Raw genomic sequence first — 25,707 nt, forward strand, 5'->3', positions numbered from 1 at the left:
TTCGCTGTTTCCGTCCGGCGCGACGCTGCGAAAGGGTGCAAAATAATTTTTCCCGACAAATTTCGAGTCAATTTATCGTATTTATTTGATTAATTATGAAAAAATTCTTTATATTTGTTCAATCTAAAATCTCTAAATGCTCAAACTATGAAAAAATTTACTTTATGCAGTTTATTATTGCTGTCTTCGGTAATATTCTGGCGGTGCGAGGATGATTTCCAGTCGTCTATGAAGTTGGGCGACTTCTCATTCATGCTCGATACGACCACCTGGAAAGTTCCCGTCGACGGTGGACGGGATTACCGGGTGATCGAGGCGCCGGGCGATTGGACTGTAAAGATCCAATATCCGGAAGGAACCACTGACAAGTGGGTGAAGATCAGCGATACCACGGGTAGTTTCGGTAAATATAAACTGACTCTTGTCGCCGGCGCGAACACTTCCTACGAGTTTGCCCGCGAGGCTTCTTTGGTTTTCTCCAGCGGAGAACAGACCGAAACCATGAGGATTTACCAGCCGACCCCGATCGGAGCCGTGGTTAAACAGGACACCTATAACGTGGAAGCGGGCGATACGGTGATCAAAGTCGAATTCACGGTGAACGTGCCGTACGACTATTCGATCAGCGACAACGCGCAGAAGTGGATTATCCCTGTGTTGGGTAAAGCGGTGGACAACGTGATGCTTCAGTTCCAGATTCTGGCCAGCAACCGGAGCCGCGAACGCGTCGGGACGATCACGATCTATCCGGAAGGAGGCGAAGCCGTACCGGTTACGGTTACGCAGGCCGGCGCTTCGGAACTGATCGAGTACCCGATCTACGAAGAGACCGATCTCCGCGGAAACGTTTCGTTCGTGAAGAACAGCGACGGATCGATGGATGCGTGGTTCCTGCGTTCGACTCCGATGAAGTTCCAGAGCGAACCGCATATGTATAATAAGACGGGCTGGTGGTATGCTGTTACCGATAATACCAACAACGCACATTGGGGTAAAGACGCGTACGATCTGGGCAGCGGCCCCATTGCATTGAAATTCTACGCTTCCACGGCATTCAATCAGTTGTGCTACATGGGCAGCGGTTCTTGCACCTTTACCTTGTATCCGTGGGATACGGATTATGCGACGAGTATGGCCAAAACGCCGGTCTTCCAGAAGACTATGACTTATGACGGCGGATGGGCTTATCCTACCGGAGCGGGCGAATACCTGCCTGCCGGAAATTATCTGGCTGTTGTCGAAGGAAGCGCGGGCAACTCGGTAATGGTAACGACGAACGAACCGGACGACGAAGTTTGGGCTTACGCCAACGGCGCTTCGACCAAGAAATTCCTGGCGCTGTCTTACGAAGTGTACTTCCAGAATCCTGGCGTAGAGTTCGATAATTTCAACGCATACGACTTCTCGGCGATGGTTAAGGCGCATTCGGCTGACGGTCAGTCGTGGGATGAACCCGAATTTGTCTTCACTGCGAACAATGCGATGCTGTCGCAGCGAGATAACCTGGGATATGCTAACAATATGGCGATAGCCAAAGTCGGTTCGGATTATTTCATGGCGTTGTCTCACGATGAAAACGGAATCTGGATGGCTAAATCCGCCAACGGAAAAGATAACTGGGAGATTCTGGGCGACAAGAGTATCCTTGAAAGCGGTAAGGTAGTTTCGATGTTCATCAACGACGCGATGATTTACCTCTACTTCCAGGTCGGCAGCGACATTCACGTCGCAACGACGAGCGCCGGCAGCAGTGATTGGTACACGACGCTGAAAGATAACGGATCGGTACTGACGGTTCCCAGCGGTGTAGGCGGCGTTTCGGTCGTGTACAATGCGAACATCAGTAAATACCAGATTCTCTATTCGCAGAGCGACGTGATCTCTTCTTACGTAGCCGATGCCGGTACCGATAAATTCGAAGCGGGCGACATCGTTGTGGACGGAACCAGAGCGGGGGCAACCCAGGTAGGTTACTTCACGAATGAAGCCGGTATCGTTCCGGACGAAGCTAAGACGTGGGTCGGCTATCAGTACTCTCGGGGACTTATCGCGATGCCTTTGTAATAAGGATTTAAAGGGTTTTTAAATCCTGTCTATAAAACTAAGGGGTTCGGCAAATTTGCCGAACCCCTTAGTTTTATATTTGTCGGGGAGGCGACGTCCGCAGCCTGCCGGCTTTCGTCGGACGGACCGAACGGCCGGCGCGGGAATGAATCCGGCGGGATTGTGCCGACAGTTCTTGCCGGAAACGGTGATATATAAAATAAACGATTATCTTTGTACCGGACGTCGAGCGTATGAAGCAGGGACTGGTGAAAATAGCGAAATGGCTGATGGTGGTGCTCTTTATGAGTTACTACTTCAGTACTACGCTTTTTTACCATACCCATCATTTCCAGTGGGGAACCGTTACGCACTCCCATCCTTACATTCCGTTCGAAGGCGGGATGCCTTCGCATTCCCATACGGCCGAACAGTGCGCGACGATCGGTTTGTTGTCGGCAATCGTTTTGTGGATCGCTGTCGCTCCGGCTCTTCTTTTCGCAAGGACGATCGTTACGCCGATTTATGTTTTCTTTTCGCGGTACGTTTCGCACCTTCGTTTGCCTGGCATTTTGCTCAGGGCCCCTCCTGTTTTCATTTGCGGGTGATTTACCGACAGGTTTTCGTAAGTCACGGTTTCTCCGGAAATTCGTTCCGGAGAGGAAAAAGCGTATGTTTTTTATAATTCGAGCAAATGAAAAAAATAATTTTTTCCATTGGTCTTGTATTGCTGTATGCCTGCGCGGACAGGTCGCAGGGGCAGCGGCATGCAGACGACCGGGGAGTCCGGGTGGAGGAAGAGTGCGTCGTGCTGGCGGCGGATTCTCCGATCCGGGAGCGCATTAAAACCCAATCGATTCATTTTTCCGATTACCAGGCTGCGTTTACGACCTCCAGGGTCGTGCAGGCTATTCCGACCGGTTATGCCGAGATCGCCTCGCCGTTTGCCGGGCGTATCGTCAAGTCGTTCGTCCGTCTCGGCCAGCAGGTTGTGCCGGGAAGTCCCGTTTTTTCGATCAGTTCTCCGTCGTTTTTCGAGACAGGAAAGGCTTATTACCAGGCCAAACAGGAGATGGAACTGGCCCTGAAAAGCCTGAACCGAGAGAAAGACCTGCTCCGTAACAATGTCGGCGTCGCCAAGGAGGTCGAGGAGGCGGAGGTAAACTACGAACTCCGGAAGAAAGATTACGAGAACGCTCTCGCCGCATTGAGCGTGTTCCAGATCGAACCTGAAAAGATGACGTTGGGACAGCCGTTGGTCATTACTTCGCCGATCGCCGGCGAAATCGTGAAAAACAATATCGTTATCGGGCAATATATCAAAGAGGACGCCGGTCCGCTGGCTCTGGTGGCGGATCTGAACAAGGTTTGGGTGGTAGCCCATGTGAAAGAAAAAGATATCCCTCTGATCCGTCGGTTGAATCGGGCGGATATTCGTCTGATGGCGGTTCCGGATACCGTTTTCAGCGGTACCGTTTATCATGTCAGCGAATTGCTCGACGAGGAAACCCGTTCGGTGGAGGTCATTATCGAGTGCGACAACCGTGACCGGCGGCTGAAACCGTTCATGTACGGGACCGTACAGCTAACCGATACGCCGTCGCGCGCGCTGGTGATTCCGACCTCGGCCGTCCTGCAGCGGGAGGACGATTGTTACGTGCTGGTACGCGAGTCCGAGGATCGTTACCGTAAAGTCCGGATCTCCGTATCGTCTTCCGACGAGCGGCAGACGGTCGTGTCTTCCGGCCTCGGCGATGGCGACGAGGTCGTTACCGAGGGGGCGTTTTACCTGATCGACGCGCGGTAGCTTATGAAAAAGTTGATTTATGAGGCCATTCATCGGCGGGCGCTGATGTTTGTGCTGTTCGGCCTGTTGGCCGTGATCGGCTACTACGCGTGGACTCGGCTGGCTATCGACGCTTATCCGGATATCGCCGACGTAACGGTGCAGGTCGTTACGCAGGTTCCTGGACTGGCGGCCGAAGAGATCGAGCAACAGATTAGCATTCCGATCGAGCGGGCGATGAACGGCCTGCCCGGCCTGCATGTGATGCGGAGCAAAAATACGTTCGGCCTGTCGACCGTGATCCTCGTGTTTCAGGACGGGGTGGACGATTATTGGGCCCGGCAGCGCGTGCAGGAGCGGTTGGTGGACGTGGAACTTCCCTACAATGCCGTTCCGGGCCTGAATCCGCTGACTTCGCCGACCGGCGAGATATTCCGTTACGTGGTCGAAAGCGACCGGCACGATCTGCGAGAGCTGACCGACCTGCATAAATGGGTGATCATTCCGCGCCTGAAACAGGTGACCGGCGTGGCGGACGTCAGCAATTACGGCGGGATCACGACGCAGTACCAGATCGAGATCGACCCGCACAAACTCGAACAGTACGGAATTTCGCTCGCCGACGTGGTCGAAAAGGTGGAAAAGAACAACGTCAATGCGGGAGGCAGCATGATTTCGCACGGCGATCTGAGCTATGTGATCCGTGGAATCGGACTGGTCAAAGGGCTCGAAGACCTCGGGAACATCGTGGTCAAGACCGAGAACGGCGTCCCGGTCTACCTGAGCGACATCGGCCGGTTGAAATACGGCAACCTCGAGCGCAAGGGGGTGCTGGGATTTACGGACGATACGCGGGACTATCAGGACGGCGTGGAAGGGATCGTGCAGATGCTGCGCGGACAGACTCCTTCGCAGGTGCTGCAAGGAGTGCACGAAGCGGTCGACGAACTGAACGGCGATATATTGCCCGAAGGGGTTTCGATCCATCCGTTCATGGACCGCACCGACCTGGTCAATACGACGCTGCATACCGTGTCGCATACGCTGTTCGAAGGGATGCTGCTGGTCGTGCTGGTGTTGATCCTGTTCCTGGGTAGCTGGCGGGGCGCGCTGCTGGTGGCCGTAACGATCCCGTTGTCGCTGTTGATCGCTTTTATCCTGATGAAGATTACGGATATTCCCGCCAACCTGCTGTCGCTCGGGGCGATCGACTTCGGGATACTGGTCGACGGGGCGATCGTGATGATGGAGACGATTCTCAAAGGACGTGAAAGTCGTCCCGACGTTGAGCTTTCCAAGGACGGCGTGGTCCGGCGTGCCACCGAAGTGGCGCGTCCGATCCTGTTCTCGACGCTGATTATCATTACGGCTTACCTGCCCCTGTTCGCTTTCGAACATATCGAGCAGAAGATGTTTACCCCGATGGCCTATACGGTGGGATATGCGCTGCTGGGAGCGTTGGCCGTCGCGTTGTTGTTGACTCCCGGCTTGGCGTTCCTCGCTTACCGGATGCCGCGCAAAACCTACCGGAACCGGTGGCTCGAAAGGCTGACCGAAGCTTACGACCGCCGGATAAGGGACATTATGAAGCGTCCGAAGCGTATTTTCGCTCCGCTGGCTGCGATTCTGGCCGGGGCCGTCGTGCTTTCCGTTACGGTCGGCAAGGACTTCTTGCCGCCGATGGACGAAGGGGCGATCTGGATACAGGTGCAGCTTCCGCCGGGCATTTCGATCGAAAAGTCGAAAGAGATGGGAGCCGAACTGCGCAGGACGCTGAAACGGTTCGACGAGGTCTCGTACGTGATGACCCAGGTAGGACGCGACGACGAGGGGGCGGAGGCGTTCTCGCTGTCGCACGTCGAATGCGGCGTCGGGCTGAAGCCCTATAATACCTGGAAAAGCGGGCGCAGCAAGAGCGAACTGATCGATGCGATGGCGGTCGAGCTGCAGAAGATGCCGGGATATTCGGTCGGTTTTTCGCAGCCGATCATCGACATGGTGATGGATCAGGTGGCCGGAGCGCACAGCGACCTTGCCGTAAAAATCTACGGCGAAGACCTGCACGAAACCCGCCGCATCGCCGAGCGGATCGAACAAACGCTCAGGACGGTGCCGGGCGCCGTCGACGTGGCGGTGGATCAGGAACCGCCGCTGCCGCAGTTGCAGATCATTGCCGACCGCGACCGGATCGCGCAGTATGGGCTGAACGTTTCGGATGTGACCGAGCTGATCGAGTTCGCGATCGGAGGAAGCGCCATCTCGCAGGTTTTTGTCGGCAGCAAGTCGTACGACGTGACCTGCCGGCTGAACGAAGAGTACCGGAACACGCCCGAAAAGATCGGGTCGCTGATGCTGACCAACGGCAGCGGTACGAAAATTCCGCTTTCGCAGGTCGCCGAGGTCAGGATGACCACCGGGGCCAGCACGATCACACGGGAGATGAACAGGCGTCACATGACCGTCCGCGTGAACCTGCGCGGCGTGGATTTGAGCACGTTCCTGCGCGATGCGAACCGGGCCATCGCCCGGAACGTGGACTACGATCGCGAAGAATTTCACCTGAAATGGGCCGGACAGTTCGAAAATCAGCACCGGGCTTACGCGCGGCTGGCCTTTGTCGTTCCGCTGGCGCTGTGCATCATGTTGCTGCTGCTGATCGTCGTTTGCGGAAAATTCCGGCAGGCGGCCGTACTGATGAGTGTCGTTCCATTGGCGCTGTTCGGCGGCATGTTGGCCCTGAACGTGCGCGGTATGACGCTGAACGTCTCGTCGGCGGTGGGATTCATCGCGCTGTTCGGCGTGGCGATCCAGAACGGGGTCATCATGATCTCGCACATCAACAACCTGCGCAGGCAGCAGGGGAAGGAGCTGTTCGATGCGGTGGTTTCCGGCGCGCGTCACCGTTTCCGTCCGGTGCTGATGACCGCGACGGTGGCGGTGCTCGGCTTGCTGCCGGCGTCGCTGTCGACCGGGATCGGTTCTGACGTGCAGCGACCGCTGGCCACCGTCATCGTCTACGGACTGTTGTTCGCGACCGTCGTGACGCTGTTCATTCTGCCGGCGCTCTACTACATGGTCGAAAGTTATCATCTCAAACGTAAAAGACCGGAACCGGATCAAGCATGAAAAAGAGAATCATTTTATGGATAGCATTGCTGCCGGGCGTCGCGGCCCAGGCGCAGACGCTCCACCGGACGGAATGTCCGCTGGGGTACGACCAGTACATCGGTCGGGTTTGGCGGGAAAATCTTTCCTATGCCGCCGAGAAGCTGAATGTCCGCATCGCCGATGCCGAGGTGAAAGCCGCGGGCGTATTCAACGATCCGCAGTTCGGCGTCGAGTACGGCAACAACGCCGACCGGCGGATGCAGATGGGGCAGAGCGTGTCGGCCGAGCTGAGCAAGACCTTCTCGCCCGGCAAGCGCGCCGCGCGGATCGACCTGGCCCGCAGCGAACAGGAATTGAGCGGGGCGTTGCTGGAAGACTATTTCCGTAACCTGCGGGCCGAAGCGACGCTTGCCTATCTCGATGCGGTCAAGCAGGCCGAGTTGTTCCGCGTGAAGCAGGACGCTTACGAGAACATCCGCAAACTTGCCGAAGGGGACAGCGTCAAATACACGCTGGGCAAAATTACCCGCGTGGACGATATCCAGAGCGGGCTCGAAGCCGGCATGATGTACAACGAACTGCTTCAGGCGCGTACCGACCTGCACAACGCTTTTTTCGCGCTGAATTTGCAGACGGCGACCTTCGACCGCGATACGCTCTACGTGCCGTCGGGCTCGTTGCACATGCCGGAACGGACGTTCGATCCCGATCGGCTCGTACAGTCCGCGCTGGACAACCGAGCCGACCTGGCCGCCGCGCTGAAAGACACGGAGGTTGCCCGGCGTGCGCTGACGGTAGCCCGGCGCGAACGGAATATGGATTTCGACGTATCGCTCGGTGTGAACCATAATACCGAAGTGCGTAACGAAATCGCTCCGGCGCCGCGTTTCAACGGCGTTACGGTGGGGCTTTCCGTACCGCTGAAATTTTCGAACCTAAACAAAGGTACCGTGCAGGCGGCCAAGTACCGGATCCAACAGGCCGAAGCCCGCTACCGGCAGGCCGAATTGGAGGTGCAGACCGAAGTGTTGCAAAACCTGCGGCAGTACCTTTCGCTGGCCGAACAGGTCAGACGTTACGAAACGGGGTTGCTGGAGAAAGCCAAATCGGTCATCGACGGTAAAATATACAGTTACGACCGGGGCGAAACGCCGTTGCTTGAGGTGTTGAACGCGCAGCGGACTTACGACGACCTGCGGACGGCCTATATCGAGACGTTGTACGACCATGCGGCGGCGCTGGTCGAACTCGAACGCAGCGCCGGCATCTGGGACGTCGTTGTCGAGTGATCGTGCCGGATGCGTCGGTGTCGGTAAAAAGAGGAAGGGCGAACCGTGATCGGTTCGCCCTTCCTCTTTGAAAATTTCGGCGGCGTTACTTCATCGCCTCTTCGATGGCTACGGCGACCGCCACCGTAGCGCCGACCATCGGGTTGTTGCCCATGCCGAGGAAGCCCATCATCTCCACGTGAGCGGGCACCGACGACGATCCGGCGAACTGTGCGTCGGAGTGCATACGGCCCATCGTATCGGTCATCCCGTACGAAGCGGGGCCTGCGGCCATGTTGTCCGGGTGCAGCGTGCGTCCGGTGCCGCCGCCCGAAGCGACCGAGAAGTATTTTTTGTTTTGCTCGTAGCACTCTTTCTTATAAGTGCCGGCTACCGGGTGCTGGAAGCGGGTCGGGTTGGTCGAGTTGCCGGTGATCGACACGTCGACGCCCTCTTTGTGCATTACGGCCACGCCTTCGCGCACGTCGTCCACGCCGTAGCAGCGCACTTTTGCGCGGAGCCCTTTCGAGTACGGGGTTTCCTTGACGATTTTCAGTTCGCCCGAAGCATAGTCGAACTCGGTCTGCACGTAGGTGAAACCGTTGATGCGCGAGATGATCAGCGCGGCGTCCTTGCCCAAGCCGTTCAGGATCACGCGCAGCGGATTTTTACGCACCTTGTTGGCCATTTCGGCGATCTTGATCGCGCCTTCGGCGGCGGCGAACGATTCGTGCCCGGCCAGGAATGCGAAGCACTGGGTCTCTTCGCGCAGCAGGCGGGCGGCCAGGTTGCCGTGTCCGATGCCCACTTTGCGGTCGTCGGCTACTGAGCCCTTGATGCAGAAAGCCTGCAAGCCGATTCCGATCGCTTCGGCTGCTTCGGCTGCGTTTTTGCAACCTTTTTTAAGGGCGATCGCCGCGCCTACCACGTAAGCCCATGCCGCGTTTTCGAAGCAGATCGGCTGCGTCTCCTTGCAGGTGGTGTAGGGGTCGATTCCCTTTGCGGCGCAGATCGCCTTGGCGTCCTCGATGCCGTTGATCCCGTATTCTTTCAGTACCGCATTGATATGGTCGATTCTGCGGTCGTATCCTTCAAATAAAGCCATGTTTTTAAATTTTAACGGTTTTTACAAAACGGGTTATTCCTGGCGCGGGTCGATGTATTTGACCGCTTCGGCGAAACGGCCGTACGAACCTTTGGCCTTGGCCAGCGCTTCGTTGGCGTCGACGCCCTTTTTGATCATGTCCATAAATTTGCCGAGGTGGACAAATTCGTAACCGATCACCTGGTCGTCTTCGTCGAGCGCCATGCGGGTGCAGTAACCTTCGGCCATTTCGAGGTAACGGGTGCCTTTGGCCACCGTGCCGAACATCGTTCCCACCTGGCTGCGCAATCCTTTGCCGAGGTCTTCGAGCGAAGCTCCGATCGGGAGTCCTCCTTCGGAAAAGGCCGACTGGCTGCGTCCGTAGACGATTTGCAGGAACAGTTCGCGCATCGCCGTGTTGATGGCGTCGCACACGAGGTCGGTGTTCAACGCTTCGAGCAGCGTTTTGCCCGGCAGGATCTCGGATGCCATTGCAGCCGAGTGCGTCATGCCCGAGCAGCCGAGGGTTTCGACCATCGCTTCCTGGATAATGCCGTCTTTGATGTTCAGCGTCAACTTGCAGGCGCCCTGCTGCGGCGCGCACCAGCCCACGCCGTGCGTCAGTCCCGAAATATCCTTGATCTCTTTGGCGCGCACCCATTTGCCCTCTTCGGGGATCGGGGCGGAGGGATGGTTGGCTCCCTTTTTCACGCAGCACATGTGCTGCACTTCGTGTGAATAAATCATAACGGTAAATTTATGTGTTAAACGTTTTGTGGATGTATTCCGATCCGCGCCGGGCGGCTGCGCAGCGCGGGTATTGTTGCCGTGTATTTCTCCGTTTTTCGCATGACTCGTTCGTTCAAAAGATTTTGACGATCAGATGCCCCAGGCAGGCGGCGGCGAGTCCGAGTCCGAAACTCAGCGTCGTGTAGAGGATAAAATGCAGGAGGTTGCCGTTCTGGAAAAGCGAAAAGTTTTCGTGAACGAACGTGGAGAACGTCGTGAACCCGCCGCACAGCCCTACGGTCAGGAACAAGCGCAGGTCGGGATTCATCAGGTTGCCGCGCTCGAAAATTCCGTACAGCAGGCCGATCGCCAGGCAGCCCAGCACGTTGACCGCCAGTGTCCCGAACGGGAACGACGACCCGGTTCCCCCCTGCACCCAGCGCGCGAGCAGAAAACGGGCGATCCCTCCGATAAAACTACCCATGCCGATAAAAAGGAGCGTCCTCAGCATAAGGCTTCGCTCTTTGACATGGAACGATAAAAGTGTTTGTTTGTTACCGTCATAGCTGATTTGCAAAGTGGATTCTAATTCCCGTAGGTATCATCAGCTCGCCTGGAAAGGCGGCGGTTCAAGGCAGATACCATTGCCGAACTTCGGCGCAAAGATACCTAATGTTAGGTAAAAAGCAAAACCTTGTCCGGTAAAATAGCGTCCGATCCGGATATGGTCCGCATACGAACCGCGTCTTCCGATTTTGATACCGGAGCCGGGAATGTTTCGGACGGGAAGCGCTGTATTTCGGTGAGACCGGCGAAAATGGAGTCGGATGGCGGATGTTATCGGAACTTTTGTTTATTTTGTAATGTTTTTGGTCGTGCGGGTCGAACCGAAAGACCGCCGACCGCGCGATTGCATGGTTTTTAATCGTATTCTCAAATATTCGTTTGCTGATGGAAATGCAAGGGAGGGAACATATCGGCTGGATCGACCTGCTGCGTGTCGTCGCCTGTTTTCTGGTGGTTTTGTCGCACTGCTGCGACCCGTTCGTCGCCCGGTTCGATGCCGACCGGGGAGCATTTTTGACCGGGGTATTCACCGGTAGTTTCGTCCGGGCCTGCGTCCCGCTGTTCGTGATGATGACGGGGGTGCTGTTGCTTCCCGTACGCGCGGAGCTCGGGGATTTTTACCGGAAGCGTATCGGACGCATCGTCGTTCCGTTGGTTTTCTGGTCGGTCGTGTTGCCGCTGTCGTATTTCGTTTACCTGAATTACGTCGTTTCGACCGGTAATCCGATGGTCGTCGCCGACGACCATACCCTGGGAGCTACTCTGACCCGGATCTATACCTTTATTTTTAATTTCAATTACGATACGACCCCGTTGTGGTATCTCTACATGCTGGTCGGCCTTTATCTGATCATGCCCGTGATCGGCGCATGGCTGCAGCAGGCTTCCCGAAGGGATATCCGGCTCGTTCTGTACGTATGGGGCGTTACCCTGCTGCTGCCCTATATAAAAATGGTCGCTCCGGCGCTGGGGTATACCGGCAATTACGGCAATATGGGGATTCTCGGTGTTTGCGACTGGAACAGTTACGGAACTTTCTATTACGTGTCCGGGTTCATCGGTTACCTGATCCTGGCCTATTACCTGGCGAAGTACCCGCCGCAGTGGAGCTGGAAGCGTACGCTGGCCGTTACCGTTCCGATGTTTCTGGGCGGCTACTTGATCACTTCGTTCGGTTACGTGCTGACCCAGCAATATTTTCCGGGCGATTACGCTTACCTTGAGATCGTGTGGCTTTTCACCGGGATCAACGTTTTTATGATGACTTTCGCGGTGTTCGTCGTTATCCGCAAACTGAAGGTGCGCGCGTCGGTCGGTCTGTCGCGCCTCGCCTCGCTGACGTTCGGCATTTACTTGTGTCACTTTATTTTCGTGCAGGTGGGATACGATCTGATGGGGACGCTGGATGCGCTTCCTGTGTTGCTACGTATTTTCTGCGTCGCGCTTTTTGCCTTCGGGATAAGCTGCGCGTTGGTCTGGATCATGTTCCGGTTTCGCCCGACACGCCGTTTCGTCCGGTAGAGGCGTTCTTCGAAAACGGCTTCGCTTTGCTATCCGGGCGATACCGTGCCGGGACAGCCTGTTCTGGTTCGGTATCGTGCGATCCGGAGAACCGAATCCGTCGGTATCGGGATGATCCCTGTTTTCAACGAACTGTTTCTCTTTCTCGGGATTTCGAAAAGACCGACTGACATTTTTCCCTTTTCCGGCTTTCGCGTATTGCCATATTTGTTGACGTCTTTTGATCCGTACCACGCTGCGGTCGATTTTTTGCCGTCCGGCGGCCGGCTGTGCCTTCCGGGCCGATTTATGGTGAATTTAGACGGAAGGACTGCTTGTTTGAGGTGGTAAATCGTTTGATTATCAGTGTGTATAAATCAGATGATTCGTTTTGGGACACTCGTGTAAATTTTGTAACTTTGTCGCATAATTAAGCGTTATGAGTGTTATAATTGATATATACCGGGACGACAGCGCAGAAAGATTAAAAAAGATTCCGGACAATTCGGTCGATTTGATCGTAACATCCCCGCCTTACGCGGATCAACGGAAAAAAACTTACGGAGGGATCCATCCCGACCGGTACGTCGAGTGGTTTTTGCCGATCTCGGCAGAGTTGCTGCGGGTGCTGAAGCCTACGGGGACTTTTATCCTGAATATTAAAGAAAAAGTCGTGAACGGCGAACGCAGTATCTATGTCATGCAACTGATCCTGGCGATGCGGCAGCAAGGCTGGATTTGGACCGAAGAGTTTATCTGGCATAAGAAGAATTCGTATCCGGGCAAATGGCCGAACCGGTTCCGCGATTCGTGGGAACGGTTGCTTCAGTTCAATAAGGAGAAAAAATTCAATATGTACCAGGAGGAGGTGATGGTGCCGATGGGCGATTGGGCGAAATCGAGGCTCAAGAACCTTTCCGAAATCGACAAAAGCAGGGATAATTCGAAAGTGGGCAGCGGCTTCGGTAAAAACATATCCAACTGGATCAACCGGGACAAAGCCTATCCGACCAACGTGCTGCATCTGGCCACCGAGTGCAATAACAAAAATCACAGCGCGGCCTTTCCCGAAGAACTGCCCGAGTGGTTCATTAAGCTGTTTACTCGGGAGGGCGATTGCGTGCTGGATCCGTTCATGGGTTCCGGTACGACGCTTCTTGTTGCCAAAAGAATGAACCGGAATGCGATCGGAATCGAAATTATTCCGGAATATTGCGAGATGGTGAGCGAACGGTTGGACGTGGAGGTTAAAGAGTGAATCGCGGCGCATTGAATCCGGAACGAATACACTGAATTAAAGTGCGGACAGTCGGACTTCGAAAACGAATGAGAAGTTCCGAAATATCCTGAATCCGTATTTGAAAGATCGAATCATCCCGTATCGGTTGGATTGCGGGACGATTCCGTGCGTATATCCTTCAACGAGAATATTGTACCGGAGTCGAAACGGTCGAAAAAACGAATATTTTTGGAATCTAATAACAATATAATTCATAAATTTGTAACAAAAAGTTTATAACCGGACTCCGGTAGGAGACGGGTCCGGCCGGAAGAATCGGTGCAATTTAATTCACACTAACCAAAATAGAATATATTATGGAAAAATGTATTATTCCGGGTTGTCCTCACGAAGGAGGAAACCAGCTGGGAATCAGATGTCGCAGGCCGGATACGACGGCCGTTTGGGCTCCGAACTGCAATGTTTTTTTGTGCAACGAACATGCCGAAAGCGGATGTCGCATCGACATCAGGATTACTCCCGCCAACGATGGGAAAATTACGACGAACGTTTCCGTGTCCGGTTGCGACGAGAGTATTTCGCGGGTGACGATGATCCGGCGGAAATAACATGAACGGAATCTGAAAGAGCGAAAAATCCTTATTTTTGCCGCTGTTTCAATATAAAAGCCATGAATCGAATGTGATTTCATGGCTTTTATTTTTCGCAATGTGGTATTCTGCATCTGTTCCGGTTCCGCGTTTTCTTTATCTGCAGAGAAAAGGACTCGTAACATAGGTATAAACGGAAGGAACAGCGCATAATTGCCGGAACAATTATCAACTTTACAAAAAAACGGGCGAAGTTGCGAATGTGTAAAATGAAATTAAGGCTTCGAATAATTGAATATCAATTATTCGAAGCCTTAAAAGTACCCGGAGCCGGGATCGAACCGGCACGGATTGCTCCACTGGTGTTTGAGACCAGCGCGTCTACCTATTCCGCCATCCGGGCAAGATGTGTTTCGAGAGTGCAAATATAGCGCTTTATTCCTTATCTGCAAACCGTTTTCGGGAAAATGCCGCCGGAATGCGTAAAGGATTGCGTTTATTCGTGGCTGGTTCCGTTATTTGCCATTGATGTCCCGCAGGCGGATCGCCGTGATGACTTTTTTCGTATACTGCGGGAAATCGCCGTTCATCATCCACGAGTAATAACTCGGTTCCGTTCGGAACACTTCCGACACGGACCTGCCTTTGTGCTTGCCGAAATTGAACACTTCGACTCCCTTGTCGTTGTATACGATACGTCCGGCATAGTCGACGTTTTGGTCGCGGCACGAAAATTCGGCCAGAAAACCGATGTCGTTTTTCAGGTCGTCGGGGTAACGGTCGAGCTGGGCTTGCAACACTTCCAGGGTGGCCAGCGTATCGGCTTCGGCCGAGTGGGCTTCGGTCAGGTCTTTCTGGCAGTAGAATTTGTATGCGGCGACCAGCGTGCGTTGTTCCATCTTGTGGAAAATGTTCTGCACGTCGATGAAACGGCGTTTTTTCAGGTCGACGTCTATACCGGCTCGCAGGAACTCTTCGACCAGCACCGGGATGTCGAACTTGTTGGAATTGTATCCGGCCAAGTCGCATCCTTCGATGTAGCTCCACAGCGATTTGGCGATCATCTGGAAAGTCGGACAGTCGGCTACGTCCTGGTCGTAGATATGGTGGATGGCCGATGCCGCTTCGGGAATGTGCATCTCCGGGTTCAGCCGGCGGGTTTTGGTCTCCTGGCTGCCGTCGGGCATTACTTTTGCGAGCGATATTTCGACGATCCGGTCTTTGGCAGGATCGACTCCGGTCGTTTCGAGGTCGAAGAAGACGATCGGATTTTTCAGATTCAGTTTCATGGGGTGCGCGTTGTTTTCCGTGTCTCAGGTACGTATATAATACGGCACGGACTTTCCTGCGGGTACGCCGCGGGGGGATGTCCGTGCCGCAGATTCGGTTATGCGTTGATCATCATCGGCATCAGCAGCATCAGCGTGTCGGTGGCCGGCGCTTCGTCGTAAATGGGTTTGAACACTCCGGCGCGGGTCGAGTCAGCCAGCTCCAGCACGACGTTTTGCGTATCGATATTCGCCAGAATCTCGACGAGGAAAGTCGATTTGAAACCGATCGAGATAGCCTCTCCTTCGTACTCGCAGGCCAGCGATTCTTGGGCCGATACCGAAAAGTCCAGGTCCTGCGCCGTCAGGTTGATCGTGCTCGATTCGATGTCCATCTTGATCAGGTTCGTAGATTGGTTCGAGCAGACGGCCACGCGGCGGATGCCGTTGAGCAGCTCGACGCGGTCGACCCGCACGTGATTCGGGTTGTTGCTCGGGATGACGGCGTTGTAGTTCGGGTAGTTGCCTTCGATCAGCCGGCAGATCAGCGTATGGCTTTTCAGCCGGAACGTCACGTTTTTGTCGTCGAATTCCATGCGGATACTTTCGTCTTCTTTACCCAGCATACTGCGCAGCAGGTTGGCCGGTTTTTTCGGCAGGATGAACGAGGCGGCGATTTCGGTTTCGATCGGCGATACGTATTTGACGAGCTTGTGCGCGTCGGTCGCCACGAACGTAATGCTCTGCGATTCGATGTTGATGTAGACGCCGTTCATCACCGGACGCAGTTCGTCGTCGGCCGTCGCGAAGATCGTTTTGTTGATGCCCGTAAGCAACATGTCCGCGTCGGCGTCGAGTTCCCGGCGGGATTCCGGATTCAGTTCCGGCAGGTTCGGATAGCTCAGCCCCGAAGTGCCGGGAATGGTCAGCTTACCGGTTTTCCAGCTTACCTGGATCTCCCAGGTCGATTCGTTGGCTTCGATCGTCAGCGGCTGTTCCGAGAACTCTTTCAGCGAGTCGAGCATCAGTTTTACCGGGACGGCGATCAGTCCTTCTTCTTCCATATTGTCCACTTTCAGCGATCCGATCAGCGTGGTTTCCAGATCCGAAGCGGTGATTTTGAGGACGCCTTCCTTCAGGTCGAACAGGAAGTTGTCCAGAATGGGCAGCGTGTTTTTGTTGCTGACGACTTTACTCGAGGTTTGCAGCACGTTCAGCAGCGCGGTAGAAGATACGACGAATTTCATATGTTATACATTTTAGTGTTTTATATGCATTTGAACCAAATTCCAACTTCAAAGATAATTCAAAAAATTACAATCCGGCCAGCTTTTCGAGGGACATTTTGATCATCTTATCAACAAAAGGCCGGTAGTCGGTGTCCATTTCGAGGGCAACTCGCTGTGCGATAACCGTGCAGATCGTGGCGGCGTCGTGCCCCAGCAGCAGCGACAGTCCGGCCAGCGCCGAACCTTCCATTTCGAAATTGGTAAAGCGTCGTCCCCGGTATTCGAACGATTCGATCTTGCCGTTGAGCGACGGATCGGCCGGCGAGAGCCGCAGGAAGCGGCCCTGCGGGGCATAAAACCCGGGGGCCGAGATCGTCATGCCTTCGACCGTCCGGTCGGCGAACAGTTCGGCCAGCCGATCCGAGCACCGGACGAAATAGGGGGCGGTCAGCAAGCGGCTCCAACCGGTGTGCTCGACGAAGTCCTGTTCCATTTCGAGATCGCAGACCGCGTTGCGCCCTTTGTAAAAATTTAGCAGCCCGTCGAAGCCGGCCGAGATGCGCGACAGCACCAGGTCGCCGATCTTCAGTTCGGGCTGGATGCCGCCGCAGGTTCCGAGCCGCACGAGTGTCAGCCGCGTTTTTTCAGCTTTTTCGGTACGGGTCTCGAAGTCGATATTCGCCAGCGCGTCCAGTTCGTTGACGACGATGTCGATGTTGTCGGTGCCGATGCCGGTAGACTGTACGGTCATCCGTTTGCCGAAACACTCTCCGGTCACCGCAACGAATTCGCGGTTTTCCGCACGGCATTCTACCGAGTCGAAGTATGCGGCGACCTGCTCTACCCGTCCCGGATCGCCGACGAGGATCACGGTATCGGCCAACTGGCCCGGTTTCAAATGCAGGTGGAAGATCGAGCCGTCGCCGTTGATAATCAATTCCGAGGGGGCGATAATACGCATGGTTTTCAGGTTTTGGATTTTTATTATTGCTATAAAAGTAATTAATTTGCGTTAAATTTCATAGGTTATGACACTGATAAAATCAATTTCCGGAATACGGGGGACGATCGGCGGACAGCCGGGCGACAACCTGACGCCGATCGATCTGGCGAAGTTTACGTCGGCCTACGCCCAGTGGCTGAAAGAGACCAGCGGTGATAAGAGACTGACGGTCGTGGTCGGTCGCGACGCGCGGCTGTCGGGCGAAATGGCGGCTTCGATCGTCGAAGGGACGCTGTGCGGTTGCGGTATCGACGTGATCGATATCGGTCTGGCTACGACGCCGACCGTCGAAGTGGCCGTGACGGGCCGTAGGGCCGACGGCGGGATTATTCTGACGGCCAGCCACAACCCGAAACAGTGGAATGCGCTGAAGTTGCTCAATGCGCGCGGCGAATTTCTGAACGATGCCGAAGGCAAGCGGGTGCTCGCTATCGCCGCATCGGACGGTTATACGTTTCCGGACGTGGATCGCATCGGACACGTGCTCGATCGCACAAGTTACGATAAGACGCATATCGACCGGGTGCTCGCCCTGAAGTTGGTCGACCGGGACGCGATCCGCGCCGCCCGTTTCAAAGTGGTCGTCGATGCGGTCAATTCGGTCGGCGGCGTGGTGATCCCCGCGTTGCTCCGGGAACTGGGCGTCGAGGTGGTGGAACTGAACTGCGCTCCGGACGGGCATTTCGCGCACAATCCGGAGCCTATTCCGGCGAATCTGACGGAGATTTCGGCGCGCGTGCCGGCCGAAAAAGCCGATCTGGGGATCGTGGTCGATCCGGATGTCGACCGCCTGGCGCTGGTGTGCGAGGACGGGACGATGTTCGGCGAGGAGTATACGCTGGTCGCCGTGGCCGATTACGTGCTGTCGCATACGAAAGGGGCTACCGTGTCGAACCTGAGTTCGTCGCGGGCTTTGCGCGACGTGACCGAACGGCACGGCTGTCGGTATTACGCCGCTGCGGTCGGCGAAGTGAACGTCGTGACGAAGATGAAAGAGGTCGGCGCGGTGATCGGCGGCGAGGGCAACGGCGGGGTGATCTATCCCGAAATCCATTACGGACGCGATGCGTTGGTCGGCGTGGCGCTGTTTCTGACGCATCTCGCCCGCAAAGGGATGAGCGCGTCGGCTCTGCGCGCCACCTATCCGCCGTATTACATTTCGAAGAATAAAATCGAACTGACGCCCGAGATCGACGTGGACGACGTGCTCCGCCGGATGAAAGCGAAATATGCGCACGAACAGGTCAACGATATCGACGGCGTGAAGATCGACTTCCCGACCGAGTGGGTACACCTGCGTAAATCCAATACCGAACCGATCATCCGCATTTACAGCGAGAGTCGCGACGAGGCGGCGGCCGATGCGTTGGCCGAAAAGATCATCGCCGATATCCGTTCGGTGATCGCCGGCTGACCGGCGGAACCGTTCCCGTATCGAAAAAGCCCCGTTCCGGATTCCGGAGCGGGGCTTTTCTTACTAAATTTGGAAACAAAACAGGTAGTTTTTAGGTTAGAGTACGGTACATACATTAAGTTCCGGCTCCGGGTAGTTCGGATCTGTATCGGAAAATATCCATAACCGTGCCGTGTTTTTTTTATAAGTCGGTTGCTCCGTTGGGCGTAGGCGTCGATATTTCATACTTCCGGCGACTTTTCGTGCGATCGATCCGCCGTGTTTTGATTTGTGCGCAAAGCGTATTATATTCGTCGTATGATAACCGATTTCCGACTGAAAGTTTTCCGGGCCGTGGCCGAAAGGCTCAGCTTTACCCGTGCGGCGGACGAGCTGTTCGTCACGCAGCCGGCCGTGACTAAACATATCAACGAACTGGAGAAGCAGCTCGGCGTGCCGCTTTTCGTCCGACGGCGCAATGCCGTCGCGCTGACGCCGCAGGGCGAGTTGCTGCTGGGCTATGTCCGCCGATTGCTGGCGTTGTATGCCGAACTGAACGACGCGTTCGCCGGGGACGGCGAGACGTTCGGCGGTGAATTGGCGGTCGGAGCCAGTACGACCATTTCGCAATACGTGCTTCCGGCCATTCTGTCCCGTTTCAAAAAACGTTATCCGGAAGTCCGCCTGACGCTGTGCAACGGGAATACCGAACTGATCGAGCGGATGGTGGCCGATGAAAAGCTCGATTTCGGGGTGATCGAGGGCAATGCCGGAAATCCGCAACTGCATTACGAGACGTTTATGGAGGACGAGCTGGTGCTCGTGACCGCTTCGTCGAACCGTTCGCTGCGGCAGGAGGAGATTGCGGCCGCCGATCTGAAGAAACTGCCGCTGGTGATCCGCGAAACGGGATCGGGGACGCTCGACGTCGTCGAACGGGCGCTCGCTTCGCGCGGAATTTCGTTGCGGACGCTGCCGGTCGAGATGCAGTTGGACAGCACCGAGAGCATCAAGCACTACCTCTACGGGTCGGATGCCGTCGCCTTCGTTTCGGTGCAGGCCGTGTTCGAGGAATTGCGGCACAACCTGCTGCGGGTGATCGAGATCGCCGACCTGTCGGTGGTGCGCCGTTTCAGTTTCGTGATGCGGCACGGCCGCAATAGCCGCCTTTGCGAGTTGTTCAAACAGTTCTGTATCAATTATTATAACCAAAAGTTATAGGAGAGCACTTTTCGTGATTGGCTTTGAACGGATCGGCGGTCTATTTTTGCGGCGTAATTCAAAAGATGAAACGACGTATGCAAACACGATCCGCCCGAAAAACCGCTGTTCTGAAAGCCTGTTTTATTCTTTGTATCGCCCTTTGCGCGACTCCGTACGTATCCGCTCCGATCGCTCTGGTCGGCGGTTTTTTATTCTCCTTGTTTTGGGGGCATCCTTTCGCCAAACTGAACCATAAGGCCACCGGACTGCTGCTGAAAGTTTCGGTCGTGGGGCTCGGCTTCGGCATGAACGTCCACAGCGCGTTGCAAGTCGGTCGCGAAGGGCTCGAACTGACGGTCGTTTCGATCGCGTTGCTGTTAACGCTCGGTTATTTCGTCGGCCGCTGGCTGCGGATGCCGCGCAAATCGTCGCACCTGGTAGCTTCCGGGACGGCTATCTGCGGCGGCAGCGCGATTGCGGCGGTGGCTCCTGCCGTGGACGCTTCGGAGAAGGAAATTTCGGTGTCGCTCGGCGTAGTGTTCCTGCTCAATTCGGTGGCGTTGATCCTGTTCCCGGCGATCGGACATCTGCTGGGGTTGACGCAGCACCAGTTCGGAATGTGGAGCGCCATCGCCATTCACGATACCAGTTCGGTGGTCGGCGCGGCGTCCGCCTACGGCAGCGAAGCGCTCGAAGTGGCCACGACCGTGAAACTGGCCCGCGCTCTGTGGATCATTCCGGTATCGCTGCTGTCCGCCCTGCTGTTCCGCAGCAAGGGGAAGAAGATCTCGATTCCGTGGTTCATCGGGTTCTTTATCCTGGCGATGTTGGCCAATAGCTACCTGCCGTTCGTCGACGATTTCAATACGGCCGTTGTGACCGTGTCGAAGGCCGCGCTGGTCGTGACGCTGTTCCTGATCGGCGCAGGGCTTTCGGTTTCGAAAATCCGCGAGGTCGGTTTCAAACCGTTGTTGCTCGGCGTCACGTTGTGGGTCGCGATTTCGGTGCTGTCGCTGGTGGCGATCTGCCATCTGTAGACCCCCGTTCCTATTTTCGGAAACCGTTGCGGATTGTCCCCGATATTTTTTATCTTTATCCCGACCTCTTAAATGCAGACTTATGGATAAAGCGAAAGCGTATATCGACGAACACAAGGAGCGTTTCGTCGGGGAGCTGTTCGAACTGTTGCGGATTCCGTCCGTCAGTGCGCAGAGCGTGCATGCGCCCGACGTGGTGCGTTGTGCCGAATTGTTGGCCGGATTGCTGGTGCGTTCCGGAGCCGACCGCGCCGAAGTGATGCCCACTGAAGGAAATCCGATCGTTTACGCCGAGAAAATCGTCGATCCGGCGGCTAAGACCGTGCTGGTCTACGGCCATTACGACGTGATGCCGGTCGATCCGCCCGACCGGTGGGAGACCGATCCGTTCGAACCGGTCGTCCGCGACGGCCGGATCCGGGCGCGCGGCGCCGACGACGACAAGGGACAACTTTATATGCATGTCAAGGCGCTGGAAACCATGTTGCAGACCGGCACGCTCGCGTGCAATGTGAAATTTATGATCGAAGGCGAAGAGGAGATCGGTTCGGGCAGCATCGCCCGATGGTGCGGCCTGCACCGGGAGTTGTTGAGAGCCGACATCATTTTGGTTTCGGATACCAGCTTGCTGTCGTGGAAGGTGCCGTCGATCACCTGCGGCCTGCGCGGTCTGTGTTACGTTGAGGTCGAAGTGACGGGGCCGAACCGCGACCTGCATTCCGGTCTGTACGGCGGAGCGGTAGCCAATCCGATCAATGTGCTCTCCGGGATGATCGCTTCGCTGATCGATGCCGAAGGGCGCATTACGATTCCCGGCTTTTACGACGGCATCCGTGAGCTTGCTCCGCAAGAGCATCGGGAGTTTGCCGCCGCGCCGTTTTGCGAGGCGGCCTATTGCAAGTCGCTCGGTATTCTCGAAACGCAGGGCGAAAAAGGATATACGACGCTGGAACGCACCGGGATCCGGCCGTCGCTCGACGTGAACGGCATCTGGGGGGGCTATACCGGCGAAGGGGCCAAAACGGTGATTCCGTCTTCGGCGTATGCGAAGATCTCGATGCGATTGGTTCCCGGCCAGGATTTTCATAAAATAGGGGAGCTGTTCGCGGCTTATTTTCGGGACATCGCCCCGCGCAGCGTGAAAGTGCGGGTCAAAGTGCTGCACGGCGGCGCTCCGTACGTGTCGCCGACCGATCTGCCGGCTTACCGGGCTGCTTCGGCGGCGTTCGAGCAGACTTTCGGCCGCAAGCCGGTTCCGTTCTATTCGGGCGGCAGCATCCCTGTAATCAGCGTTTTCGAAAAGGAACTCGGCGTAAAGTCCATCCTGATGGGATTCGGACTGGACGAGGATGCGATCCACTCGCCGAACGAAAGTTATCCGCTGGCCAATTTCTACCGGGGAATCGAAACGATCGTTCGGTTTTACGCGAACTACGCTGCGATGGGAACGGCATAATTTCCTTCGCGGCATAAAGATAAAAAGTGACTTTAACCTGTTGTTTGTTTATAAGAAGAAATACGCGACGCAAAACAGAGCCAGGACACACAAACGTCCGATCGTCTCATATTTTCTTTTATACTTATTATGCAGCACTAAAGATATAACCAACGATATAACCGATACGACAAGCGCTATCAATGCCAAATTATAATTTTTCTCAAGGGGATTTCCGATATATAGGTAGAGAGCTAAGATAATAAATACCCATATCCCTGTTTGTATCGGCACTTTTTTCAAGACGGTTTATTTTTGGCGGTTAACGGCGGCGGCGCAATGATGTCGGGTCATTTGTTGATGGATGATATAGAAGATGAATAAAGATAATTATTACCTACTTATATCAAAGCACAAAAGGCGGCATTTATTAAATGCCGCCTTTTAGGCGTTGTTTCTTCCTGCATTTCACATGCAATTCGGAGATAAAGAGCCGGATAATTAAGCTTCGGCTACCACTTCGAATTTAACGGTTGCGCTGATGCCTTTGTAAAGCTTCACGGCGGCTTCGTAAGCGCCGATCGTCTTCACGGGGTCTACGCTGATGCTCTTGCGGTCTACGGCGATCCCTTTTTCGTTCAGGGCCTCGGCCACGTTCGCTGCGGTTACCGAACCGAAAATGCGTCCTTCCTCGGCTTTGGCGGTGATGGTCAACGCGATCTCTGCCAGCTTGGCTGCCAGCGCTTCGGCGTCGGCGATCAGCTTGGCCTCTTTGTGCGCCTGCTGTTTCAGGTTTTCGGCCAACACCTTGCGGGCGGAAGCCGTCGCGCTTTTGGCGTATCCCTGCGGGATCAGGTAATTATTGGCGTAACCGGGGCGAACTTCCACGATGTCGTTGGCATAACCCAAGTTCTCGACGTCTTTGATAAGAATTACTTGCATGATATTTCCTCCGGTTTTAGATTATTTAAACATATCGGTAACGAAAGGCAGCAGAGCCAGGTGGCGTGCACGCTTTACGGCGGAGGCTACCTTTTTCTGGAATTTCTGCGAAGTTCCGGTCAGGCGGCGAGGCAGAATCTTGCCCTGTTCGTTGAGGAACTTTTTCAGGAATTCGGCGTCTTTGTAATCGACGTATTTGATGCCGGATTTTTTGAAACGGCAGTATTTTTTCTTTTTGACCTCTACGGTAGGAGGGTTCAGGTATCTGATTTCGGATTGATTCTGTGCCATGACTTGTTATTCCTGTTTTGATTTGTATTTGTTTCTGCGTTTTTCTGCGTACTCAACGGCGTATTTATCCATTTTGAAAGTCAGGAAACGGATCACGCGTTCGTCGCGGCGATACTGAGTTTCGAGGATGTCGACGATGTCGCCTTCCGCTTCGAACTCGATCAGGAAGTAAAAGCCGGTGGTCTTTTTCTGGATCGGGTAGGCGAGTTTCTTGAGTCCCCACTCTTCGCCGCTTACGATCCGACCGCCGTTCTCGGTGATGACACCCTGGAATTTGCCGAACACCTCTTTGGTCTGAACGTCAGACAGCACCGGCGTGGCAATGAAAACGGTTTCGTAATGATTCATAACGATTTGATTTAATTTGTTTTGTGAAAATGTGCCGCAAAGGTAATAAAAAACAGGGAAATCCCAATGCTGTCCGCCGTTTTTTATGGGTTTTGCCGTTTAATTGTCTTTCAGCAGACGGTCGATCGCCGCGCCGGCGCTGGAAATCCCGACCGGGGCATAGCGGGTGACGATCCTGCCGCTGCGGTCCATCAGCAGGTGGGACGGGAACATATAAAAGTCGCAAACCGTACTGAAGACAGTCGCCGAAGCGAAGTCGAACAGGAAACATTCGCCGGGGATTTTACCCTCGCCGACCATTTCGACCCACCTCTCCCGGGGCGACCATACCGCCAGGGTAACGAATACGACCTCTTTCCCTTCGTATTTTTTTTGCAGTTCGGTCAGCTCCGACATTTGGGCGATGCAGGGAGAGCACCACGTGCCCCAGACGTCGATGTAGACTACTTTCCCGGCATACCGGGAGCGAAGCAGGCCGAAAATGTCTTTTCCTGAGACGGTGTCGACCGTGCCGCCCTGTTTATCGAAATAGCAGATCTCTTTCAGGGGCGTTTCCGGGAACCGGATGTCCGTTCGCTCCCGTTCCGCCCGTACTGCCCGTACCGTCCGGTCGGAAAAATAGGGCGATTCGAAAAAGGAAGCGGGTTCCGTATCGGGTATGTCCGGGGCGCCTTGTTCCTGCAGCGTTTGGGCTACCAGTTGGAAAGTCATAAAGTCCCGGCGCGGAGAAGCGGGTTGCGTGCCGGCGAAGCGCGCGATCCGCTCCCACGGGGTGAGCGCCTTGTTTTCGGGACGGTCCGAAAAGAGGCCGAAACCGCGTTGCGCGTAATCCGTCAGAAAAGCCTGAGCGCCGGAAAAAGTCAGGCTTTGCAGATCGTTCGAAGCGATCTGGGACAGAAAGGGAAAATCTATTTGGTAGAAGCCCAGCGTCTCTCGGAGCTGGATATACACCCGCGCCGGAATGCTTTGCCGGGCCCACTCTTTCGCTGCTTTGGATAATTTGGCGCGCGCGCTGTAACGGGCCAGCGAATCTTGCATTTGCGCCGTTTTTTCCGGATACAGCCCGTAGGCGGACGAATCCCGGGGGAACCGGATCGTTTCCGACAGTTGCGATAGGTATTTTTCGCACGCGTTGATCTGGGCGTTCAGCGAACCCTGTTTGCCGCCGAAGACGAATCCCGTGTCGTCGTTGTCGCAGATTTTGCCGAAATCCAGCGTCAGCGATGCCGAATCCCCCGGGGCGGAGAGCAGGACGGCGTGGTGGGTGTCCATCCGGGCGCCGACGCCGATGCGGATGTCTTGGCGCCACGGCATTTCCCGTTTCAGGGTGAAGCTCGTGTCGCTGTCTATGAAAAAGGCTTGTTTGCCGTCTGTGCAGGGCGAATAAAGCGCATTGAGCGGGTCCCGGTAGCAGGTCGGGTCGTGGAAATCGACGGTAAGGACGCCGGTCGGGTTCGTTCCCGTGTTGATGATTTTCAGATGCAGGGTCGACAGGGAGCGGGAGGCTTCGGAGGCCCGGAGCGTGCAGGAAATGCTGCCGGCAATCATTGCCAGGGCGATCAGTTGTAAACGTTTCATGGCGGCGAGTTTTAAAAGGTTGCGATTATAGACTGTATATTCAAAATTAAAGACTTTTTGTGGTA

General features: G+C 55.2%; 22 protein-coding genes, 1 tRNA gene and 1 riboswitch. Of the genes, 12 read left to right on the top strand and 11 right to left on the bottom strand.

What is annotated here, in order from left to right:
• Positions 1–147: 147 nt before the first annotated feature.
• The 5 genes from GFH31_RS10805 to GFH31_RS10825 all read left to right on the top strand — a co-directional run bounded on the left by GFH31_RS10805 (position 148) and on the right by GFH31_RS10825 (position 8,226).
• On the top strand, positions 148–2,064 hold the full coding sequence (locus GFH31_RS10805; RefSeq protein ID WP_153497920.1) for a BACON domain-containing protein: 1,917 nt from the start codon (positions 148–150) through the stop codon (positions 2,062–2,064).
• Between the two features lie 233 nt (positions 2,065–2,297).
• The gene (locus tag GFH31_RS10810; RefSeq protein ID WP_118459072.1) at positions 2,298–2,651 is read left to right on the top strand and encodes a hypothetical protein; all 354 of its coding nucleotides are present in this window, start codon (positions 2,298–2,300) and stop codon (positions 2,649–2,651) included.
• An 86-nt stretch (positions 2,652–2,737) separates the two neighbouring features.
• A complete protein-coding gene (locus tag GFH31_RS10815; protein ID WP_153497921.1) occupies positions 2,738–3,850 on the top strand; it encodes an efflux RND transporter periplasmic adaptor subunit in 1,113 nt (370 codons plus the stop codon).
• Positions 3,851–3,853: 3 nt separating this feature from the next.
• Positions 3,854–6,955 carry an efflux RND transporter permease subunit gene (locus GFH31_RS10820; RefSeq protein ID WP_153497922.1) on the top strand — a complete coding sequence of 1,034 codons (3,102 nt, stop codon included), beginning with the start codon at positions 3,854–3,856 and terminating at the stop codon, positions 6,953–6,955.
• Positions 6,952–8,226 (top strand): TolC family protein, encoded by a 1,275-nt coding sequence (locus GFH31_RS10825; RefSeq protein WP_101571259.1) that lies wholly within the window; start codon positions 6,952–6,954, stop codon positions 8,224–8,226. The genes GFH31_RS10820 and GFH31_RS10825 overlap by 4 nt, the downstream gene beginning before the upstream one ends.
• Positions 8,227–8,311: 85 nt before the next feature.
• On the opposite strand, the gene GFH31_RS10830 is transcribed toward GFH31_RS10825, so the two are convergent.
• The 3 genes from GFH31_RS10830 to crcB all read right to left on the bottom strand — a co-directional run bounded on the left by GFH31_RS10830 (position 8,312) and on the right by crcB (position 10,529).
• The gene (locus GFH31_RS10830) at positions 8,312–9,310 is read right to left on the bottom strand and encodes a GGGtGRT protein (protein WP_153497923.1); all 999 of its coding nucleotides are present in this window, start codon (positions 9,308–9,310) and stop codon (positions 8,312–8,314) included.
• Positions 9,311–9,343: 33 nt separating this feature from the next.
• Positions 9,344–10,036, bottom strand: a complete 693-nt coding sequence (locus tag GFH31_RS10835; RefSeq protein ID WP_055201943.1) for an iron-sulfur cluster assembly scaffold protein — start codon at positions 10,034–10,036, stop codon at positions 9,344–9,346.
• A gap of 115 nt (positions 10,037–10,151) precedes the next feature.
• A complete protein-coding gene (gene crcB / locus GFH31_RS10840) occupies positions 10,152–10,529 on the bottom strand; it encodes a fluoride efflux transporter CrcB (RefSeq protein ID WP_055201941.1) in 378 nt (125 codons plus the stop codon).
• Between the two features lie 77 nt (positions 10,530–10,606).
• Positions 10,607–10,676: riboswitch (Fluoride riboswitch) on the bottom strand.
• 293 nt (positions 10,677–10,969) lie between these two features.
• Here crcB and GFH31_RS10845 point away from each other — a divergent pair.
• From GFH31_RS10845 to GFH31_RS10855, 3 genes are all read left to right on the top strand, one after another.
• Complete coding sequence (locus GFH31_RS10845) at positions 10,970–12,106, top strand: acyltransferase (RefSeq protein WP_153497924.1); 1,137 nt, start codon at positions 10,970–10,972, stop codon at positions 12,104–12,106.
• A gap of 418 nt (positions 12,107–12,524) precedes the next feature.
• A complete protein-coding gene (locus tag GFH31_RS10850) occupies positions 12,525–13,343 on the top strand; it encodes a DNA-methyltransferase (protein WP_101571253.1) in 819 nt (272 codons plus the stop codon).
• Positions 13,344–13,681: 338 nt separating this feature from the next.
• A complete protein-coding gene (locus GFH31_RS10855; RefSeq protein WP_055201933.1) occupies positions 13,682–13,933 on the top strand; it encodes a hypothetical protein in 252 nt (83 codons plus the stop codon).
• A gap of 303 nt (positions 13,934–14,236) precedes the next feature.
• Here GFH31_RS10855 and GFH31_RS10860 read toward each other — a convergent pair.
• The 4 genes from GFH31_RS10860 to GFH31_RS10875 all read right to left on the bottom strand — a co-directional run bounded on the left by GFH31_RS10860 (position 14,237) and on the right by GFH31_RS10875 (position 17,373).
• Positions 14,237–14,318 (bottom strand) — tRNA-Leu (locus GFH31_RS10860).
• A 112-nt stretch (positions 14,319–14,430) separates the two neighbouring features.
• On the bottom strand, positions 14,431–15,204 hold the full coding sequence (locus GFH31_RS10865; protein ID WP_055201897.1) for a 3'-5' exonuclease: 774 nt from the start codon (positions 15,202–15,204) through the stop codon (positions 14,431–14,433).
• A gap of 98 nt (positions 15,205–15,302) precedes the next feature.
• Positions 15,303–16,430: a DNA polymerase III subunit beta gene (dnaN, locus tag GFH31_RS10870; RefSeq protein ID WP_101571251.1), complete on the bottom strand. Its 1,128-nt coding sequence runs from the start codon at positions 16,428–16,430 to the stop codon at positions 15,303–15,305.
• A 67-nt stretch (positions 16,431–16,497) separates the two neighbouring features.
• On the bottom strand, positions 16,498–17,373 hold the full coding sequence (locus tag GFH31_RS10875) for a nucleoside phosphorylase (RefSeq protein ID WP_055201892.1): 876 nt from the start codon (positions 17,371–17,373) through the stop codon (positions 16,498–16,500).
• A 67-nt stretch (positions 17,374–17,440) separates the two neighbouring features.
• Here GFH31_RS10875 and glmM point away from each other — a divergent pair, with 67 nt between their 5' ends.
• From glmM to GFH31_RS10895, 4 genes are all read left to right on the top strand, one after another.
• Positions 17,441–18,829, top strand: coding sequence for a phosphoglucosamine mutase (glmM, locus tag GFH31_RS10880; protein ID WP_101571249.1), 1,389 nt, complete (start codon positions 17,441–17,443; stop codon positions 18,827–18,829).
• Positions 18,830–19,126: 297 nt separating this feature from the next.
• Positions 19,127–20,029: a LysR substrate-binding domain-containing protein gene (locus GFH31_RS10885; RefSeq protein WP_101571246.1), complete on the top strand. Its 903-nt coding sequence runs from the start codon at positions 19,127–19,129 to the stop codon at positions 20,027–20,029.
• Between the two features lie 77 nt (positions 20,030–20,106).
• Complete coding sequence (locus tag GFH31_RS10890; protein WP_118458458.1) at positions 20,107–21,048, top strand: YeiH family protein; 942 nt, start codon at positions 20,107–20,109, stop codon at positions 21,046–21,048.
• 82 nt (positions 21,049–21,130) lie between these two features.
• Positions 21,131–22,504, top strand: coding sequence for a dipeptidase (locus tag GFH31_RS10895; RefSeq protein WP_101571244.1), 1,374 nt, complete (start codon positions 21,131–21,133; stop codon positions 22,502–22,504).
• 480 nt (positions 22,505–22,984) lie between these two features.
• On the opposite strand, the gene rplI is transcribed toward GFH31_RS10895, so the two are convergent.
• From rplI to GFH31_RS10915, 4 genes are all read right to left on the bottom strand, one after another.
• Entirely contained in the window at positions 22,985–23,425 is a 441-nt protein-coding gene (gene rplI, locus GFH31_RS10900; protein ID WP_055201881.1) for a 50S ribosomal protein L9, read from the bottom strand.
• Between the two features lie 21 nt (positions 23,426–23,446).
• Positions 23,447–23,716, bottom strand: coding sequence for a 30S ribosomal protein S18 (gene rpsR, locus GFH31_RS10905; protein ID WP_055201879.1), 270 nt, complete (start codon positions 23,714–23,716; stop codon positions 23,447–23,449).
• 6 nt (positions 23,717–23,722) lie between these two features.
• Entirely contained in the window at positions 23,723–24,064 is a 342-nt protein-coding gene (rpsF, locus tag GFH31_RS10910) for a 30S ribosomal protein S6 (RefSeq protein WP_055201877.1), read from the bottom strand.
• Positions 24,065–24,163: 99 nt separating this feature from the next.
• Entirely contained in the window at positions 24,164–25,642 is a 1,479-nt protein-coding gene (locus GFH31_RS10915) for a TlpA family protein disulfide reductase (protein WP_153497925.1), read from the bottom strand.
• Positions 25,643–25,707 lie beyond the last annotated feature (65 nt).

Source organism: Alistipes sp. dk3624 (genome assembly GCF_009557455.1).
Lineage (GTDB): Bacteria > Bacteroidota > Bacteroidia > Bacteroidales > Rikenellaceae > Alistipes_A > Alistipes_A hominis.